17 protein-coding genes and 1 pseudogene are annotated in these 16,522 nt (G+C 70.4%); 2 read left to right on the forward strand and 16 right to left on the reverse strand.

Annotation, left to right across the window (positions count from 1 at the left end; all coding sequences use genetic code 11):
• Window positions 1–5: 5 nt before the first annotated feature.
• The 11 genes and pseudogenes from AB3K92_RS03960 to AB3K92_RS04010 form a co-directional block, all read right to left on the reverse strand.
• The gene (locus tag AB3K92_RS03960; protein WP_369464478.1) at window positions 6–956 is read right to left on the reverse strand and encodes a glycosyltransferase; all 951 of its coding nucleotides are present in this window, start codon (window positions 954–956) and stop codon (window positions 6–8) included.
• Window positions 946–2,034 carry a glycosyltransferase family 9 protein gene (locus tag AB3K92_RS03965; RefSeq protein ID WP_369464479.1) on the reverse strand — a complete coding sequence of 363 codons (1,089 nt, stop codon included), beginning with the start codon at window positions 2,032–2,034 and terminating at the stop codon, window positions 946–948. Before AB3K92_RS03965 ends, AB3K92_RS03960 begins: the two co-directional genes overlap by 11 nt.
• Entirely contained in the window at window positions 2,031–3,032 is a 1,002-nt protein-coding gene (locus tag AB3K92_RS03970; RefSeq protein WP_369464480.1) for a glycosyltransferase family 2 protein, read from the reverse strand. The genes AB3K92_RS03965 and AB3K92_RS03970 overlap by 4 nt, the downstream gene beginning before the upstream one ends.
• Entirely contained in the window at window positions 3,029–4,774 is a 1,746-nt protein-coding gene (locus AB3K92_RS03975; protein ID WP_059492685.1) for a carbamoyltransferase C-terminal domain-containing protein, read from the reverse strand. The genes AB3K92_RS03970 and AB3K92_RS03975 overlap by 4 nt, the downstream gene beginning before the upstream one ends.
• Before the next feature lie 3 nt (window positions 4,775–4,777).
• Entirely contained in the window at window positions 4,778–5,980 is a 1,203-nt protein-coding gene (locus tag AB3K92_RS03980) for a glycosyltransferase family 9 protein (RefSeq protein WP_369464481.1), read from the reverse strand.
• Window positions 5,977–6,588, reverse strand: coding sequence for a D-glycero-alpha-D-manno-heptose-1,7-bisphosphate 7-phosphatase (locus AB3K92_RS03985; RefSeq protein ID WP_369464482.1), 612 nt, complete (start codon window positions 6,586–6,588; stop codon window positions 5,977–5,979). The genes AB3K92_RS03980 and AB3K92_RS03985 overlap by 4 nt, the downstream gene beginning before the upstream one ends.
• On the reverse strand, window positions 6,579–7,328 hold the full coding sequence (locus AB3K92_RS03990; RefSeq protein ID WP_369464483.1) for an SDR family oxidoreductase: 750 nt from the start codon (window positions 7,326–7,328) through the stop codon (window positions 6,579–6,581). The genes AB3K92_RS03985 and AB3K92_RS03990 overlap by 10 nt, the downstream gene beginning before the upstream one ends.
• Window positions 7,329–7,511: 183 nt before the next feature.
• The gene (locus AB3K92_RS03995) at window positions 7,512–8,015 is read right to left on the reverse strand and encodes a hypothetical protein (protein WP_059555958.1); all 504 of its coding nucleotides are present in this window, start codon (window positions 8,013–8,015) and stop codon (window positions 7,512–7,514) included.
• Between the two features lie 132 nt (window positions 8,016–8,147).
• Window positions 8,148–8,482, reverse strand: a pseudogene (locus tag AB3K92_RS04000) (ABC transporter ATP-binding protein); the annotation flags it as partial.
• Window positions 8,479–9,282, reverse strand: coding sequence for a BON domain-containing protein (locus AB3K92_RS04005; RefSeq protein WP_059485940.1), 804 nt, complete (start codon window positions 9,280–9,282; stop codon window positions 8,479–8,481). The pseudogene AB3K92_RS04000 and the gene AB3K92_RS04005, both read right to left, overlap by 4 nt.
• Window positions 9,283–9,474: 192 nt before the next feature.
• Window positions 9,475–9,852 carry a hypothetical protein gene (locus AB3K92_RS04010; RefSeq protein ID WP_048028567.1) on the reverse strand — a complete coding sequence of 126 codons (378 nt, stop codon included), beginning with the start codon at window positions 9,850–9,852 and terminating at the stop codon, window positions 9,475–9,477.
• 277 nt (window positions 9,853–10,129) lie between these two features.
• Between AB3K92_RS04010 and AB3K92_RS04015 the strand changes: the two genes are divergently transcribed.
• Window positions 10,130–11,722 (forward strand): ATP-binding protein, encoded by a 1,593-nt coding sequence (locus AB3K92_RS04015; protein WP_369464484.1) that lies wholly within the window; start codon window positions 10,130–10,132, stop codon window positions 11,720–11,722.
• A gap of 10 nt (window positions 11,723–11,732) precedes the next feature.
• On the opposite strand, the gene AB3K92_RS04020 is transcribed toward AB3K92_RS04015, so the two are convergent.
• The 3 genes from AB3K92_RS04020 to AB3K92_RS04030 form a co-directional block, all read right to left on the reverse strand.
• Window positions 11,733–12,056 carry a hypothetical protein gene (locus AB3K92_RS04020; RefSeq protein ID WP_059485944.1) on the reverse strand — a complete coding sequence of 108 codons (324 nt, stop codon included), beginning with the start codon at window positions 12,054–12,056 and terminating at the stop codon, window positions 11,733–11,735.
• Between the two features lie 29 nt (window positions 12,057–12,085).
• Complete coding sequence (locus AB3K92_RS04025) at window positions 12,086–13,291, reverse strand: zinc-dependent alcohol dehydrogenase (protein ID WP_369464485.1); 1,206 nt, start codon at window positions 13,289–13,291, stop codon at window positions 12,086–12,088.
• Window positions 13,292–13,411: 120 nt separating this feature from the next.
• A complete protein-coding gene (locus tag AB3K92_RS04030) occupies window positions 13,412–14,050 on the reverse strand; it encodes a MarC family protein (RefSeq protein ID WP_027792504.1) in 639 nt (212 codons plus the stop codon).
• A 134-nt stretch (window positions 14,051–14,184) separates the two neighbouring features.
• On the opposite strand from AB3K92_RS04030, the gene AB3K92_RS04035 reads away from it, so the two are divergent.
• The gene (locus tag AB3K92_RS04035; protein ID WP_301862189.1) at window positions 14,185–14,403 is read left to right on the forward strand and encodes a DUF6566 family protein; all 219 of its coding nucleotides are present in this window, start codon (window positions 14,185–14,187) and stop codon (window positions 14,401–14,403) included.
• A gap of 41 nt (window positions 14,404–14,444) precedes the next feature.
• Here AB3K92_RS04035 and AB3K92_RS04040 read toward each other — a convergent pair whose 3' ends face one another.
• Window positions 14,445–14,822 carry a DUF5594 family protein gene (locus AB3K92_RS04040; protein ID WP_369464486.1) on the reverse strand — a complete coding sequence of 126 codons (378 nt, stop codon included), beginning with the start codon at window positions 14,820–14,822 and terminating at the stop codon, window positions 14,445–14,447.
• Window positions 14,823–14,859: 37 nt separating this feature from the next.
• Window positions 14,860–16,392 (reverse strand): FAD-dependent oxidoreductase, encoded by a 1,533-nt coding sequence (locus tag AB3K92_RS04045; protein WP_249456118.1) that lies wholly within the window; start codon window positions 16,390–16,392, stop codon window positions 14,860–14,862.
• Window positions 16,393–16,522 lie beyond the last annotated feature (130 nt).

Genomic DNA, 16,522 nt, shown 5'->3' on the forward strand with positions numbered 1-16,522 from the left:
GCGCATCACGTGGTCACGTCGCGCAGCGCCGTGTCCCAGTCGCGCACGAACCGTTCGATGCCGAAGCGTTCGCAGGCGTCGCGGCGCGCAGCCGCGCCCCACTCGCGCGCGAGTTCCGGCTCGCGGATCAGCGTGCGCATCGCATCGACCAGCACGGGCAGCCGCGTATCGGCCACGCCGTTACAACCGCTCCTCACGAGCTGCGCCATCTCGGTCGTCGCGAGCGCGACGATCGGCAGCCCGATCATCATCGCCTCGATCACCGCGAGCCCGAGGCTCGTGTAGCGGATCGGGTTGAAGAAGAATCGGTAGTGCGACAGGAACTGCGGCAGCGCCGGGTTCGGCACCTCGCCGATCCCGCCGAGCTCGCTCGAACCCATGCCGACCAGGTCGATCGGCACGCTGTGCCGCACGACCTCGAACAGGTCCGCGCCGAGGCGCCGGCCGCGGCGCGCGAGATTGTTGACGACGGCCACGCCCTTCGGCAGCGTGCCGTGATACTCGACGCCGTCCGGCATCAGCACGCCGTGCTCGATCACGCGCGTCGGCGTCACGCCGTTGTCCCACATCAGCGCGTTGAACGGCGTCACGTGCACCAGCAACACGTTCGGGTCCTGCACCGGATGCAGCGTGTCGGTCGGATGCTCGCGCGGCGGATCGTGCTCGACGAACAGCGTCGGCAGCGCGCGCTGCGCTTCGCTCAGCAGCCGCAGGCGGTCGTGCTGGTAATGCTTCACGTGCTGGTACAGCACGCAGTCGAATTCGGTGTCGCGCACGCACTCGACCGGCACCTCGTGCACGTTGTCGCCCCACGGCAGGTGCCCGACGCGGCCCGCATAGCCGGGCGGATGCTGCGGCTTCGTCACGATGTAGAAATCGTGCGGCGCCTGCGACAGGTAATACAGGTAGTTGCCATGCACGTGCCAGGTCAGCACGCGCAACCGCTTACGTGACATGACTTCTCTCCTTCGCGAGCAGGTCGCCCGCCTGGTCGATCACGTCGCCGACGCCGATGGCCGTCGCGCATTCGTGCCCGTACGGGCACGTGTCGAACATGCAGGGCCGGCACGCCGGGTAGTTGGCGAGCACACGATGGCGCGCACCGTCGAGCGGCGCCCAGCGCGCGGTATCGCTGCCGCACGCGACGACGACGCTCGGCGTGCCGAGCGCCGCCGCGATATGCGACACACCCGTGTCGTTGCACAACAGCAGCCGTGCGCGGCCGATCAATGCCGCGAGCGCACCAAGCGGCGTGCGCCCGCACAGGTTCACGCACGGCCGCGCAAGGTGCTCGGCGAATGCGCCGGCCAGCGCCATTTCCGCACGCGTGCCGGTCAGCACGACCTGCCAGCCGTCGTCGGCGAGCTGCCGTGCGGCGAGCGCGAAGCGCTCGACCGGCCAGCGCCGCGACGCCATCCGCGCGCCGGGATGGATGATCACGTAGCGGCCCGGATCGAGTGCGTGTTCGTCGCGGAGTACGTGCCACAGCGCATAGTCGAGGCCGCCGAGCGGGAATTCGAGGTAGTCGCCGCAATCCGCGTAGCCGAGCTTGCGTGTGAGCGCCAGGTAGCGTGTCACTTCCGGTTCGTCGTCGCGCCACACGAGCGTGCAATCGAGCGCGGTCGTGCCGCCGTCGGCCGGGATGAAACCCGCCGTGCGCGTCGCGCCCAGCGACGCGACGATCGCGTTCGTGTGCGCGCCGCTGCCGTGCAACTGAATCGCGAGGTCGAAGTCACGCGAGCGGCATTCGGCGATGAACGCCTCGCGCGTGGCCGTGTCGGGTTCGGGCTGTTCGCCAAGGCCCGGCGCGCCGGGGAACGCGATGAAGCTGTCGATGTAGTCGGAGAAGCGCGACGCGAACTCGCGCGCCCACGGCAGGCCGATCAGCGTGATGCGCGCGTCAGGTTCGCCGCGCCGCAGCGCGCGCAACGCGGGGACGGCGCACAGCATGTCGCCCAGTTGCAGCGCGCGAAATACCGCGATCCGCGTCGGGCCGTGCGAGCTGTCGGCATCGAGACCGTGGTCGGGCGTCACAGGAAGATCACCCGAAAATGCAGCGCCCCGCGCATGCGCCAGTACACCGACACGGGTGGGATCGCAATGGACGTGACGATCATCTCCGCGACGTGCGACGGCGTGAGCTGCGTGCCGCGCAATCGCTTCGCGCAGAATGCCGCGGTAATCGCGGCCCACACCGCCGCGCACACGATCGCCGGCGCCGGCCAGCCGGCGGCGAAACAGCCGATCGCGCCAAGCGCCGCCAGCACGGCCGCGTAGTAGTGCCAGGGCGGCACCCGCCGGATATGACGCCGGTAGGTCGCGCGATGCTTCTTGTACAGCAGCGCGTCGAAATACACCTTCGACTGCTGGCCGATGCTCGCCCCCCAGTGTGCGGGACGCACCGGATGCACGATACGTGCGGCGTCGGCGCCGACGATCGGCCCCGCGTGCTCGCGCAGCGCGAACATCAGGTCCGCATCCTCGCGCCATGCACGCGTGAAGCGTTCGTCGAACCCGCCCACCCGTTCGAGCGCCGCGCGCCGCACAAAGCAGTTCGCGGTCGCGAATTCCGCATGCGCGAGGCCCGCCGCGTCGCGTTCGTAGTCGGTCGGGCACGGCCGCAGCGGCACGTCGATACGGCCGGCCGCGGCGGCGGCTGCCGGCTCGGCGAGGAGCGCGGCCGCGCCATGGCGCAGCCACGTCGGGTCGGGAATCGTGTCGTCGTCGGTGAACGCGATCAATGCGCCGCACGCGCTGCGCCAGCCCACGTTGCGCGCGCCGGCCGGCCCCTGCGTGGCGGGCGCTGTCATGTAGCGGATCGCCGGCCTGGCGGTCACGCGCGCGCGGCACGCGTCGACGACGGGCCGCGCGCTGCCTGCCGGATCGTCGTCGACGACGACGATCTCGTAGGCGGTCGGGTCGAACACCTGCACGCACAGCGCGTCGAGGCAGCGTTCGAGCAGGTCGGGCCGCCGGTAGGTCGGCACGACGACCGACACCACGGGCGACAGGTGCGCGGCGCGTCCGTTCATCTCGGCTTCTCCAGCAGGAACGGACCGATCACGAGCGCGTCGAGCGGCGACGTCCAGAAGCATTCGATCGCATCGCGCGGCGTGCAGACGATCGGTTCGCCGCGCGTATTGAACGATGTGTTGACGAGCACCGGCACGCCGGTGAGCGCATCGAACTCGGTCAGCAGTGCGTGCAGCAGCGGATGCTGCATCTCGTCGACGGTCTGCACGCGCGCGGTCCCGTCGATGTGACGCACGGCCGGAATCCGCGCGGCGCGTTCGGGCACGACGTCGTAGACGAACAGCATGAACGGCGCGCGCAGCGGCGTATGCCGGCCGCCGGCGAACCAGTGATGCGCGCGGCTTTCGAGCACGACCGGCGCGACCGGCCGGAAGTCCTCGCGATCCTTGATTCGGTTCAGCTTGCGCTGCATGTCCGGGTCGATCGGCGAGGCGAGGATCGAGCGCGCGCCGAGCGCGCGCGGGCCGAATTCCATGCGTCCCTGGAACCAGCCGATCACGCGGTTCGCCGCGAGCAGCGCGGCCGTCTGCGCGGCGACGTCGTCGAGCCGCCGGTACGGCAGCTGCGCATCCTTCAGGAACGCCTCGATCGCGTCGTCGCCGTACGACGGCCCGAGATACGCGTGATCCATCCGCCAGCCGCCGCGTGCGCCGCGCATCCGGAAGTCGGTCCACAGCGCCGCGCCGAGCGCCGTGCCCGCATCGCCCGCGGCCGGCTGCACCCACACGTCGTCGAACGGACCGCGATCGCGAATCTTCGCGTTCATCACGCAGTTCAGCGCGACGCCGCCCGCCATCGCGAGCTGCCGCTCGCCCGTCTCGGCGGCCAGCCAGTCGACCGCCTGCAGCGTCGTTTCTTCGAGCACGAGCTGCAGCGCATGCGCGATGTCGCAGTGATGCGGCTCGATCGCGCCGCCACGTTCGCGCGGCGCGCCGAACAGCGCGGCCAGATCGGCGTCGACGACGTCGTAGCGACCTTCGCCGCGATACCGCACCAGTTGGCGCATCGTATCGGCAAACACCGGTTTGCCATACGACGCGAGCGCCATCACCTTGTACTCGTCGGACGAGTGCAGGAAGCCGAGATAGCGCGTCAGGCGCTCGTACAGCAGGCCGAGCGAGTGCGGCAGGTTCACCTGCCCGAGCCGCCGGTAGGTGCGGCCGTCGAATACGCCGTAGCTCGTCGTCGCCCGCTCGCCGCGCCCGTCCATCGTCATCACCGCACAGCGCTCGAACGGCGCCGCGAGAAACGCGCTCGCCTCGTGCGCGAGATGGTGTTCGACGAAATGCCAGCGGAACGGCCCTTCGTGCGTGACGCCGCGAAAACGCCGCTGCAGGTGATGCGGCGCGCCGCCCGCGAGCTGGCGCGGCGCGTTGACGATCGACGACAGGAACAGCGGATGCCACGGCGACGCGCCGTCGTCGCGCGGCGCATGCGCGGAAGGCGACAGCGGCAACGTCAGCGCCGGTGCGGTGCCTTCGCGGTCGAGTTCGAACCACGGGTCGTACGAGTATGCGACGTGATCGACGTCCGCCAGCGCGATGCCGGCTTCGTCGAGACAATAGTCGATCGCGTGGTAAGGCAGCTCCCAGGTCGAGAACGGCACCGGGCGCTTCGCGTGCTTCACGTGCGTGAAGCGTTCGTCCTCGGCCGCCGCGATCACGACGCCGTCGCGCACGATGCATGCGGCGCTGTCGTGGAACGCGGCGTTGATGCCGAGCGTATGGATCGGGTTAGGCATGCGTCAGTTCCTCGTGATGGCGTGCGCGAACGGAATCACGTTCGATGCGGGCCTCTCGACCGGCTCGCCGCCGCGTGCGGCGGCCCGCGCGGCCGTGCGTTGCGCGTGACGCGCGCGGCCACGCAGCAGCGCGTGCACGGCGGCAACCACGTCTTCGACACGCACGCCGAGCAGGCACGGATGGCCCGGCTGGTTGCATGCGCTGCGGTAGCAGTTGCGGCACGGCACGTCGACGTTCAGCACACGGTGCGGCACGCGCCACGGCGTGTGCTGCGGGTTGGTCAGCGCGTACAGGTCGACGACCGGCGTGCCGAGCGCCGCCGCGAGATGCACAGGGCCGCTGTTGTTCGACAACAGCAGGTCGGCCGTCTCGATCAGCGCACCGAGCTCGCCGAGCGGCAATGCGCCCGCAAGCGGCACCGCGCGCGGCCCGGCGCGTTCGCACACCGCGTCGATCAACGCGCGTTCGCCCGCACTGCCCGTCACCGCGATGCCGTCGAACAGCGGCGCGACCGCGGCGGCCGCTTCGCCGAACCGCTCGGCAGGCCAGCGCCGCGACGCCGCGCTTGCGCCCGGATGGACGACCAGCCAGCGCGCCCGGCCCGCCTCCGGCCGGCGCACACCGCCGATGCGCTGCAGCGCGGCCTGCAAACGCACGTGAACCGCGCGCCGTGCCGCGTCGCCCGGCTCGAACCCCATCCGCCAGTCCGATGTCGTCGCGCCGATGGAGCGCACCAGCGCGAGCTGGCGCGCAACCTCGTGGCGCACGTGGGTGTCGGGCTCGGTTTCCGGCACGCGATCGGTCAGCAGTTCATACGGATTCTCGCGGCAATGCGCGAGCCGCAGCGGGATGCCCGCGAGCCAGCACATCATCGCCGCGGGCAGCGGGTTCTGGCTGTAGACGGTGAAGATCACTGCCGCGTCGAAGCGCCCCGCCAGCAGCCGGTCGATCATGTCGAGATCGGCGACCGGGTCGCCGCGCACGTCGGCATGCCGGACCCACGGCGCGTCGTAACGCCACACGTCGTCGACCATCGGCAGGTGCTTCGCGAGCGCGGCACCCGTGCGCGACGTCAGCAGCGTAAGCCGGCGGTCGCGGCCGCCCTCCTTCAGCGCACGCAGCGCCGGCGTCGTCATCAGCACGTCGCCCAGGCTGTCGAGCCGCACGCACAGGATGCGGCGCGCGTGATTCCACGCGGCATTCATCGCCGCACCCACGTGCCGTGCCGGCGCACGGCCTCGCGCGCGACGATGTCGGCGGCCAGGTCGAGCCGGTCGACGACATGGTGCGGCGTGCGCGCCGCGTTGACGCGCCACTCGGTCTCGTGACCTCGGTCGACGAGAATCGTGCCGCAGCGCGCGGTGCGGCCGGCCTCGACGTCATCGAGGATGTCGCCGATCATCCAGCTCCATTCGGGAACGGCGCCGAGCGCGGTCAGCGCGCGGCGCAACATGCCGGGCCGCGGCTTGCGGCAGAGGCAATCGCAGGCATAGCGCGTCACGCTGCCCTGCGGGTGATGCGGACAGTAAAAAAAGTCCGTCAGCGTCGCACCGTTTGCTTCGAACAGTTCGGCGAGACGCTGGCGGACCGCGCCAAGCTCGTTTTCGCGAAAGCGGCCGAGCGCGACGCCCGGCTGGTTCGATACGACCGCGAGCGGCATGCCGGTCGCGCCGAGTATGCGCAGCGCCCGCGCCGCGCCCGGCGCGAGGCGCATGCGCGCGGGATCGACGTTGTACGGCACGTCGTCGAGCAGCGTGCCGTCCTTGTCGAGCAGCACCGCGCCGGGCAGCCGCCGTTCGTGCCTCAGGGCCATGACGACTCCTTCATCGGCAGCACCATCACTTCCGGCACAACGGTGCCCGGCGGCTGTGCGAGCACGAAGCGCACGGCGGCCGCGACGTTCTCCGGCGGCTGCAGCGTGTCCTCGTCGATGTCGGGAAAGCGGTCGAGCAGGAACGGCGTGCGCATCCCGCCCGCGACGATCGCCGACACACGCACCCCGCTCGCGCGCAGTTCGGCATGCAGCGCATGCGACAGGCCGAGCAGCCCCCACTTCGTCGCGTGGTACGCGGACGCATTGGGCCATGCGCGCTTCGACGCGGTCGACGCGATGTTGACGATATGCCCACCGCCGCGCGCCTTCATCATCGGCACGGCCGCATGACACATCAGATACGGGCCGAACAGGTTCGTCATCAGCACCTGGCGCCACGCGTCCACGCTCACGTCGTCGATCGGCGCGGTCACGTCGATCGCCGCGTTGTTGACGATCACGTCCAGGTCGCCGAGCGTTTCGCGCGCGTCGCTGACGACCTCCAGCACCGACGCCTCGTCGCGCACGTCGAGCGGCCGGCCGACGACCTGTCCGCCGTGGCGTTCGAGCCGCTGTGCGACGGCCGCCGCGCGATCGCCGTCGAGATCGGCGACTACCACGTGCGCGCCGTGCCGCGCCAGGTCTTCGCAGATCGCTTCGCCGAGACCGCGGCCACCGCCGGTCACGAGCGCGATTCGTCCCGCGAGCGGGGGGTTGGCTGATTCGTAAGTCACGTTCACGTGCACCTCCTGTCGACGTTCAAGCGCCATGCCGTTGACGGGACGCTTGTCGCGACAAGCATCGATGCACGAGGTACAGCGAGAACCGTGCCGGGCCGCGCGCGTCCGCGCCGCATCGTGCGCGGCCCGGCGATCGCCGACTTTTTTATAAGCTGCTGTAAAAACGGGCCGGGAGGGCCGGGCTCAGATCGCGAGCGCGTCGGGCGTCGCCTGCGCGCGGTGCTTCGCGAGCGCGCGCAGGCAGTGCGCGATGCATCCCGCGAACGCCTCGTCGAACCACGGCTGCGCGCCCGACACGCCGACCACGATTCCGCCGAGCGCGACACCGCCCCACAGATTCGTGTCGCCCGCGCGCAACCGGTATGGCTCCAGCGCCTGCACGACATGGCCGTCGCGGCCCGTCTCCCACGACAGCCGCGCCTTCGCGCGCGCGTAGGCACGGTAGTCGGCGTCCCAGTCCTTCGCGTCGGGCAGCGAGAACTCGTACAGGATCGCGTCCTCGAACGTCGCGTCGAGCGGCCCGAGCGCCGGATCCATGATCACGATGTGAAGGCAGCCGCTGTCGCCGACGAAGTCGCTCTGCAGCGCGGCCGACAGGCTCGGCAGCAGCAGCTCGACGGCCGCCACCGCGGCCTGGCGGTTCGCGAACGCGCTACCGGCGCGTCGGTCGGTCGACGTGGCGGGCATCGGGTGGGAAAGATTCGGCATGGGATTCTCCAGGGGAAAACGCGAGCGCACGCAACGCCGCGATCAGGTCGGCCGCTACCGCGGGCCGGGTCAGGTATGCGCGGAAACCGGCCTCGACCGCGCGCGTGCGGCCGCGTACGCGGGCAGCAGCAGCACCGGCCACGCGACGGGCTGCCCGGCCGCATGGCCGGAACCGTCGACGATGTCCGTAAGCAGCGACGGCACCGAGATGGCCGCCGCCTTCGCGAGCACCAGCAGCGCGATCGCCGCCAGCACGTGTGCACGGTAATGCCGGATCGCGCGCCACGGTTCGGCCGCGATCCGCCGGCGCAGGCCGCGTTCGTCGCGGCGGTCGTGGCCTGCGCCGGCGCGCCGCGCGGGTCGCGCGGGTCGCGTATCGTCGACGCCGGCCGTCATGCGCGCGCGGCTCGCGGTCGGGATCGCGCCGTGGCGTGCGCGGCCGTCAATGGTGCGGTTTGCGCTCGCGGCCGGGCACGACGGCGCCCGGTTCGGGATCGCGCGCGGCCGGCAGCGTCGGCGTGACGGTTCGCTGGTCGGGATGCAGCACCATGCCCGTATCGTGTTCGCCGTCGCGATGCACGCGCACGCGATTCTCGACGTCGCGTACGCCCAAGCAGCCATCGGCCAGATCCTCGATGTCGTGCTTCATCCAGCGTGACGGCACGGTGCCGTCCAGCACGACGCAGCCGTCCTGCACCTGCACGGTGACGTCGCTCACGTCGATGTCGAGCGCATGCGCAAGCCGCTCGCACACGTCCTCGCGGATGCGCTCGTCCGAACGCGTATAGCCTTTCGGCCCGCGACGATGGCGCAGTGCGTCGCGTTCAGCGTCGCCGCCGTACCGCGACGGGTCGGGCGCGTAGCCGCCGTAGCGCGGCGGGTCTCGCGGGTCGCCGCGATCGTGCTCGCCGCCGTACCGGCCCATCCGGAAATGACCGCGGAATTCCGGGCGGTCGCCGCCATACGGGCCTTCACTGCCCTCCGCACGGCGGCCCGGTTCGCGGTAGCCGCGTTCGGCGTCCCATGCGGGCGAGCGCGCACCGCCCTGCCAGTCCGGGTCGGACATGCGGCGCCGCTGGTCCGCCGGCCGCGCGGCGCGCTCGGTCCATTCGCTGCCCCAGTCTTCCGCGCCGACGCTCTCGCTCGCCGAGCGACGGCGGGGCGATTCATGGTCTTCCTCCGGCCATCGTGCCGGGTCGTCCGGGAGGCCGCGCTCGCCGTGCCGTCCGGGATATCGTCGTTGCATCGTGTCTCTCCTTGTTCGCGCCTGCGCCGCGCACGGCCCCATGCCGGGTCGCGACACGGCGCATGCCGGCCGGCTCGAACGCAAGCCGCGTGCCGATATCGTTGCCGTCGCACGACACATGCGCGCCGCGCCGTCGATCCGCTGCCGGGCGCGCGAATCTGCAATGCGATTGCAGTTTTTGCGTACCGGGCGTCATGGCGCGCCGCCGGCGCCCCGATCGTCCGGATCGTCCGGGGCCGCGGATTCTTCGTCGCGATCCGGCCCGCTCAGCCGCTCGGTGCGGTCGGGCTCGATATCGGCACCTTCTACGAATGTCGAATCGCCGTCCGCCGATGCGCGCTCGCCGGTGCCCGCGCGGTCCGTATCGCTGTCGAGCGACGCATCGCCGCGTTCGAGCGCGTGCTCGTCGAGCGGCGAATCGATGTCGAACGGATGGCGCCGCGCGCCGGCCGTGTCGCTGCCGCTGTCGGACGAGTCGCTCGGCCCCAGCGCGCGGCCGTCGCGGCCGCGGCTGGCGTTGTCGTCGTCCGGGCCGGCCGGTTCGTTGTCGGGGTTCAGCGTGCTGTTCATGTCGACCTCCTTGCGTGGCTTGCCGTCGCGTGCGGCCACACGGCCGCCGTCCGACGGGCGAACCGGGCGGTCACGCAACCGGCATGCCGCGTCGCGCGGCCGCACCCGGTTCCGGCCGCCAGTACGACGGACGGCACAACCGATGCGCGCCCATTGGTCAGGCGAATCGAGTTCCCTTATGCTTTGCGGGGTGCCAATCCGATTCCCGTAGCCGCCGCCGGTTCGTCCTGCGGCGGTCCGGCAGCGTTTGCCTGCCCGCCTCCAACCCGCTCCCACGATGAATAGACACGACGCCGATCCTCGCTCGCATCCCCCACCGCCCAGTTCGCCCGACGCGCGCGACCTGGCGCACCGCTTCGCCGAGTTCCGTTTTCAGACGGTCGTCGGCTCGATCACCGATTACGCAGTGTTCATGCTCGATCCGCACGGCAATGTCGCGACCTGGAACGCAGGTGCCGAGCGCATCAAGGGCTATCGCGCGGCCGAGATCGTCGGCCAGCACTTCTCGCGCTTCTATCCGCCCGACGCGATCGCGGCGGGCCGGCCGTCGCGCGGGCTCGACGAGGCGGCCGCGCGGGGTCACTTCGAAGACGAAGGCTGGCGTGTGCGCAAGGACGGCTCGCAGTTCTGGGCGAGCGTGACGATCACCCCGGTGCACGATCACGACAACCAGCTGTGCGGCTTCATCAAGATCACGCGCGACATGACCGAGCGCAAGCGGCTCGAGGAACTCGAAGCGTCGACGCACCGGCTCAGCGTGTTCATCGCGATGCTCGCGCACGAACTGCGCAACCACCTCGCGCCGCTGCGCCATTCGGTCGGCATATTGCAAAACCTGGCCGACCCGGCGCCCGCGCTCGCACGCTGCCGCGACGCCGTGGATCGCCAGGTCGGACAACTGACACGGCTCGTCGACGATCTGCTCGACGTCGGGCGCATCACGGCCGGCAAGGTCGAGCTCGACGATCGCCCCGTCACCGTGCGCGATATCGTGTGTCGCGGCGTCGAGAGCATCCAGCCGAAACTGGCCGCGCGCGGGCAGCACATCCACGTCGATCTGCCGCCCGATGCCGTGCTGCTGCATGGCGACGATGCACGGCTCGTCCAGGTGCTGCACAACCTGCTCGACAACGCGTCGAAGTTCTCGCCGCACGGCGGACGGATCGACGTCGGCGCACGGACGGAAGGGCCGGTGGTCGCGATCCGCGTCTCCGACCTGGGCGTCGGTATCGCGAACGGCGCACTTGAAACGATCTTCGACCTGTTCGAGCAGGAAGGTGCGCCGGGGCGCCGGCCATCCGACGGCTTCGGGCTCGGACTCGCGATCTGCCGGACGTTCGTCGAACTGCATGGCGGACGGATTTCCGCCGAAAGCGCCGGGCCCGGCCGCGGCGCGACGTTCACGGTGCGGTTGCCGATCGACCGGGTGGGGCGCACGGAACGCGTCTGCGTGCCCGAGCCGGCCGCCTTCGCTCAGCCGGTCGCCACGCCGCTGCGCATCGTCGTCGTCGACGACAACCGGGATTCCGCCGACACGCTCGCCGTGCTGCTGCAGATGAAGGGACACGCGCCGCGCGTCGCCTACCGGGCCGACGAAGCGCTGGCACTCGCCCGCGACTTCGTCCCGCACCTGATGCTCGTCGACCTGACGATGCCCGACGTCGACGGCTTCACGTTGCTGTACGAACTGCGCGCGATCGACGCGTTGCGCGACACGACCTGCGTCGCGCTGTCCGGCCACGGGCGCGCGTCGGATCTCGCGCGGACCGAACGCGCGGGCTTCGACGACCATCTCGTGAAGCCTGTCGAGATGGTCGTGCTCGACGCGCTGCTGGAGCGCGTCGCCCACCGGATTCAGCGTACGCCGTAGCCGCCCGTGCTCAGGCCATCGCGCGGCACATCGCCGCGCACGCTTCGCACGCGAGTGCGCAGCGACGGCAATGGGCGTGCGCATGCCGCAGGCACTCGGCCGCGCACAGGTCGCACGCATGCGCGCACAGTGCGCAGACGCCCGGCGCAAGCACGCTGCGGCGCGCCATCGCACCCGACGCGAAGCGGCACAACTGCGCGCATTCGATGTCGAGCGCAATACAGTCGGCCATCGTGTGCGTGTCACGCTCCGCAAGGCACGCGGCCGCGCATGCGTCGCACGCATGCGCGCATGCGTCACACGCAGCCATGCAGTTGTCGTATCGATCGTTCATCGCGGTACTCCCTGTTTCGGTTCGTGTCGTCATGGCGCCAGCTTCACCTTCATCCAGCCCGGCTCGCGCACGTCGAACGCACGATACGCATCGATCGCGTTCGTCAGCGGCTCGCAGCGCGTAAGGACCGACAGCGGGTCGAACGCGCCGCTGCGCACCAGCTCGACGAGCGGCGGCGTGACCGTGCGGTGATTGCAGTTGCCCATCTTGATCGTCAGGTTCCGGTTCATCGCGTCGCCCACCGGAAACACGCGCGATGTCGGCGGATACACACCGATCACCGCGATCGTGCCGGCCTTCGCGACCGCGCGTACCGCCCATTGCAGCACCTGCGACGGCCCGTCGCCCGGCACCCAGTTGCGGCCGTTCGGGTTGCGGCGCGGTGCGATCGCGTCGACTTCCGCGTCGAACGCGCGCGCGGCGTCGCGATCGGCCGCGGCCGGCCCGTGCGTCGCGCGCATCGCGTCGACGCCCACCGCGTCGATCACGCGATCGACACCGATCCCGCCCGTCAGCCGGAGCACGGTTTCGACCGGATCGTCCTCGGAAAAATCGACGATCTCGGCGCCCTGCGCGCAAGCCATCTCGAGACGCGACGCGATCCGGTCGACCGCGATCACGCGCCCGGCGCCCATCAGCTTCGCGCTCGCGATCGCGAACTGGCCGACCGGCCCCGCACCGAACACGGCGACCATATCGCCCGGCTTCACCTCCGCGAGCTGCGCGCCGAAATAACCGGTCGGGAAAATGTCCGACATCAGGATCGCGCGATCGTCGTCGATCGCGTCGGGCAACCGGATCAGGCTCGCGTGCGCGAGCGGCGTGCGCGCGTATTCGGCCTGCAACCCGTCGAACGGGCCGCTGTCCGCCGGGCCGCCGAAAAACGCGGTGCCGGCGCGCGGCCCGCCCGGGTTCGCGACGTCGCATTGCGCGGTGTAGCCCGCGCGGCAGTATGCGCAACTGCCGCAGGCAATCGTCGACGGAATCAGCACGCGATCGCCGCGCCGCAGGTTGCGTACGTCGCGCCCGACCGCCTCGACGATGCCGACGCCCTCGTGGCCGAGGATCGTGCCGGGTTTCATCCCGCCGAGCGTGCCGCGCACCATGTGCAGGTCGGTACCGCAGATCGCGCTGGCCGTCAGGCGCACGACCGCGTCGGTTGCCGCTGCCACTTCCGGATCGGGCACCGTGTCGATGCGAATGTCGCCTATGCCGTGAAATACGACTGCTTTCATGTCTGGCCCTCCTTGTCGATGACGTGAACGGTCGATCAGACCGTCAAGCCGGTCGAGCAAGGCGTGCGCCCGGTCGCGGGCCGCGCGTGGCCATGCAGTGCGTCGGTACCATCGCCGCGTTCAATGCGGCAGCCCGAACGCGGCCTTCAGGCTCGCGACGATCATCTGCATCGCGATCGCCGCGAGGATCATCCCCATCAGGCGCTGGGTCACCGCCGTCACGCGCGGCGACAGGTAATGGCCGATCAGCGGCGCGGACAGCAACGAAACGGCCAGCAGCACGAGAAACGCGGCGAGCCCGAGCGCGAATGCGAGTTCCTGTCCGGTCGAGAACGCACTGTGCCCGAGCACGATCATCGTCGCGATCGTGCCGGGGCCGACGAGCAGCGGGATCGTCAGCGGATAGATCGCGACGCTCTCGGCCGCCGCCGGGTCGGCGCCTTCGTCCTCGCCCGGCGAATGCTGGCGGCTCGGCGCACCGTGCAGCATCGACAGCGCGATCAGCAGCACCAGCAGCCCGCCCGCAAGACGGAAATCGTCGATCGTCAGGCCGAATACGTGCAGGATCGCGCCGCCCGCGACAGCCGACACGATGCAGCCGACCGTCACGCCGATCGCGGCCGTCAGCGCGACCTTGCGGCGCACGCCGTCCGCCGCGCCTTCGGTCAGCGACAGGAACACCGGGATGTTCGCGATCGGGTTCATGATCGCGAACAGCGCCGCGAACACCTTGATCGAAAAGGTCAGGTCGAAGGCCACAGGTTTGCTCCCGTCTCACCCATCTGTTCGTACACCGAATCGCACGCAAATTCCGTTTCGTTTCCGGTGCACGGCGCGCGCCATGCTGCTACGATCGACGCACCGCGTTCATGCACGACGGAGGGCCCCGACCGATGCAAGCCACCGACACCTTCATGGATCACGAGATTCGCGTCGAGGCGACGCGCAACGCGAACGGCGCGTGGGTCGCGCAGGTGCGGATCTTCCGCGACGGCACGCCGGTCGACCTGCCTGCGCCCGAACTCGTCACGCCCGAATGGCTCACGTGCGACGAAGCGCTGCGCGGCGGCATCGACCAGGGCCGCGTGATCGTCAAGACGCGCGACCGCTAAGGTCGCGCGGTTCATCGCCGGCGGGCAGCGCACCGCGCGTTTCACGCATCGAAATCGAGATCGCCGATCAGGATTTCGCGGTCGCGCTGGGTCCGTGAACTGAAGTCGACCGGCAATTCCATCTGCCAGCGTTCGATCGTGACCGGCAGCGCCGCGAGATAGCGGTCGAAGCGGCTGCGGTCGGGCTCGGACAGCAACGCATCGATCGCGTCGCCGCGCCACGCGAGCCGCGCGTTCAGCCGGTTCGGCAGCCCGGCCGTCGACGTGAGGCCGATCACGTCGACACAGGTCGGGCTCCCCTGCCCGTCGTGCGGCACGACTTCCACGCGCACTTCACCAGGCTGATACAGGCCGAGCACGCGCGCCGCGATGTGCGGCGCGAACTCGGTTTCGAAACGTGCGCGGATGTCAGGGCTCATCTTGCCTCCGGGTTCGAATCATGTCGTCACATGGCCGTCATGCGGCTGCAATCTGCCGCTCGAATGCCGCTTCCGCCTTCAGGCTGTCGAGATCGCGGCCGATCGTCGCGACCGCGAGCCGCGTGTCGCCGCGCCAGTACGCGATCGCGCAGTCGTGCGCGCCGAGGTCGCCGTCGATCTCGACGCGATCCCATTGCTCCGCATGCCCGACGTAGTTGATCGTCAGGTCGTAATGCTGGCTCCAGAAGAACGGCACCGCGTCGAACGGGCGCTGCTGGCCGAGCATGTTGCGCGCCGCGACGATGCCCTGCCGCTCGGCGACGACCCAGTGCTCGACGCGAATGCGCTCACCCGTCAGCGGATCGGGCCAGCGCGCGATGTCGCCGGCCGCGTAGATGCCGGGCACACTCGTCTGAAGGAAGCGGTCGACCGTCACGCCGCGCTCGACGGCCAGCCCCGCGTCCTGCGCGAGCGCGACGTTCGGGTGCACGCCGATGCCGACCAGCACGACGTCGGCCGGCAGCACGTCGCCGGTCGACAGCGTCACGCTGTCCGGCGTGATCCGCGCCGGCGTCGCACCGAGATGGAACACGACGCCGTGCGATTCGTGCAGGGCCTTGATCGTGTCGCCGAGTGCTTCGCCGAGCACGCGCGCCATCGGATGCGCATCGGGCGCGACGACCTGCACGTCGAGCCCGCGCGTGCGCAACGCGGCGGCCGCTTCGAGCCCGATGAAGCTCGCGCCGACCACCACGCAGCGGCGCGCCGTTTTCAGCTTGCCGATCAGCGCGTCGCAATCGGCACGCGAGCGCAGCACGCACACGTGCGGCAGATCCGCGCCGGGCACGCTCAGCCGGTTCGGCTCGGCGCCCGTTGCCAGCAGCAGCGCACCGTACCCGACACGGCTGCCGTCGGCCAGTTCGACCGCCTGCCGCGCGGGGTCGATCCGCGCGACACGCGTGCCGCACCGCACGTCGATCCGGTGGTCGGTATAGAACGACGGCGCACGCAGCGGCAGCCAGTCGGCGTCGGCCGTGCCGGCGAGATAGTCTTTCGACAGGTTCGGCCGGTCGTACGGCGGATCGGCATCGGCGGTGAGCAGCGTGACGGGATGCGGATAACCCGCCTGCCGCAGCGTCACGGCGGCCGCGATCGCGGCGGCGCCGCCGCCGACGATCACCACCGACGCGGGCAGCCCGGCCGCATTCAGCGCGGGAGGCGCGGCGGCCGGCCGCGCATCGAGCACGACGGCACGGCCGTCGCGGCGTTCGACGCGCCAGCACGGGAGCCCGTCGAGCGCCGGTGCGCGCAGCAGTGCGCCCGTGCGCAGGCAGAACGCCGCGTGATGCCATGGGCAGTGGATCGTGTCGCCCTCCAGCAGGCCGTCGGCCAATGGCGCGCCGTAGTGCGGGCACTGCGCGCCCACGGCAAACAGTTCGTCGGCGCGGCGCACGAGCAGCACCGCGGTATCGCCGACATGGCCCTCGATCATCGCGCCGTCGGCGAGATCGTCGAGCGCGATGCCTTGCGTGAGGTCGGGGCGTGAAGACGAAGCGTCGCTTCCAGTCATGACGTGGCTCCCTGAGAGTCAGGTAAGGATCCCATTATCGACATCCCATTTGAAAAGAACAGGTACAGACGCCTCCGCAGCGCACGCAAACACCGACTGTAGCTTGTACGCGAGCCATGACGGGCGTAGA

It is taken from the genome of Burkholderia sp. Bmkn7, from assembly GCF_041103175.1.
GTDB classification, from domain to species: domain Bacteria; phylum Pseudomonadota; class Gammaproteobacteria; order Burkholderiales; family Burkholderiaceae; genus Burkholderia; species Burkholderia cepacia.

Excerpts from the sequence above, each read along its gene's own strand:
- AB3K92_RS04035 (WP_301862189.1), top strand. The coding sequence starts at position 14,185 with ATGCAAGCCACCGACACCTTCATGGATCACGAGATTCGCGTCGAGGCG.
- AB3K92_RS03995 (WP_059555958.1), bottom strand. The coding sequence starts at position 8,015 with ATGCCCGCCACGTCGACCGACCGACGCGCCGGTAGCGCGTTCGCGAAC.
- AB3K92_RS04025 (WP_369464485.1), bottom strand. The coding sequence starts at position 13,291 with ATGAAAGCAGTCGTATTTCACGGCATAGGCGACATTCGCATCGACACG.
- AB3K92_RS03985 (WP_369464482.1), bottom strand. The coding sequence starts at position 6,588 with ATGGCCCTGAGGCACGAACGGCGGCTGCCCGGCGCGGTGCTGCTCGAC.
- AB3K92_RS04020 (WP_059485944.1), bottom strand. The coding sequence starts at position 12,056 with ATGAACGATCGATACGACAACTGCATGGCTGCGTGTGACGCATGCGCG.
- AB3K92_RS03970 (WP_369464480.1), bottom strand. The coding sequence starts at position 3,032 with ATGAACGGACGCGCCGCGCACCTGTCGCCCGTGGTGTCGGTCGTCGTG.
- AB3K92_RS03980 (WP_369464481.1), bottom strand. The coding sequence starts at position 5,980 with ATGAATGCCGCGTGGAATCACGCGCGCCGCATCCTGTGCGTGCGGCTC.
- AB3K92_RS04010 (WP_048028567.1), bottom strand. The coding sequence starts at position 9,852 with ATGAACAGCACGCTGAACCCCGACAACGAACCGGCCGGCCCGGACGAC.
- AB3K92_RS04040 (WP_369464486.1), bottom strand. The coding sequence starts at position 14,822 with ATGAGCCCTGACATCCGCGCACGTTTCGAAACCGAGTTCGCGCCGCAC.
- AB3K92_RS03960 (WP_369464478.1), bottom strand. The coding sequence starts at position 956 with ATGTCACGTAAGCGGTTGCGCGTGCTGACCTGGCACGTGCATGGCAAC.
- AB3K92_RS03975 (WP_059492685.1), bottom strand. The coding sequence starts at position 4,774 with ATGCCTAACCCGATCCATACGCTCGGCATCAACGCCGCGTTCCACGAC.
- AB3K92_RS04015 (WP_369464484.1), top strand. The coding sequence starts at position 10,130 with ATGAATAGACACGACGCCGATCCTCGCTCGCATCCCCCACCGCCCAGT.
- AB3K92_RS04045 (WP_249456118.1), bottom strand. The coding sequence starts at position 16,392 with ATGACTGGAAGCGACGCTTCGTCTTCACGCCCCGACCTCACGCAAGGC.
- AB3K92_RS04005 (WP_059485940.1), bottom strand. The coding sequence starts at position 9,282 with ATGCAACGACGATATCCCGGACGGCACGGCGAGCGCGGCCTCCCGGAC.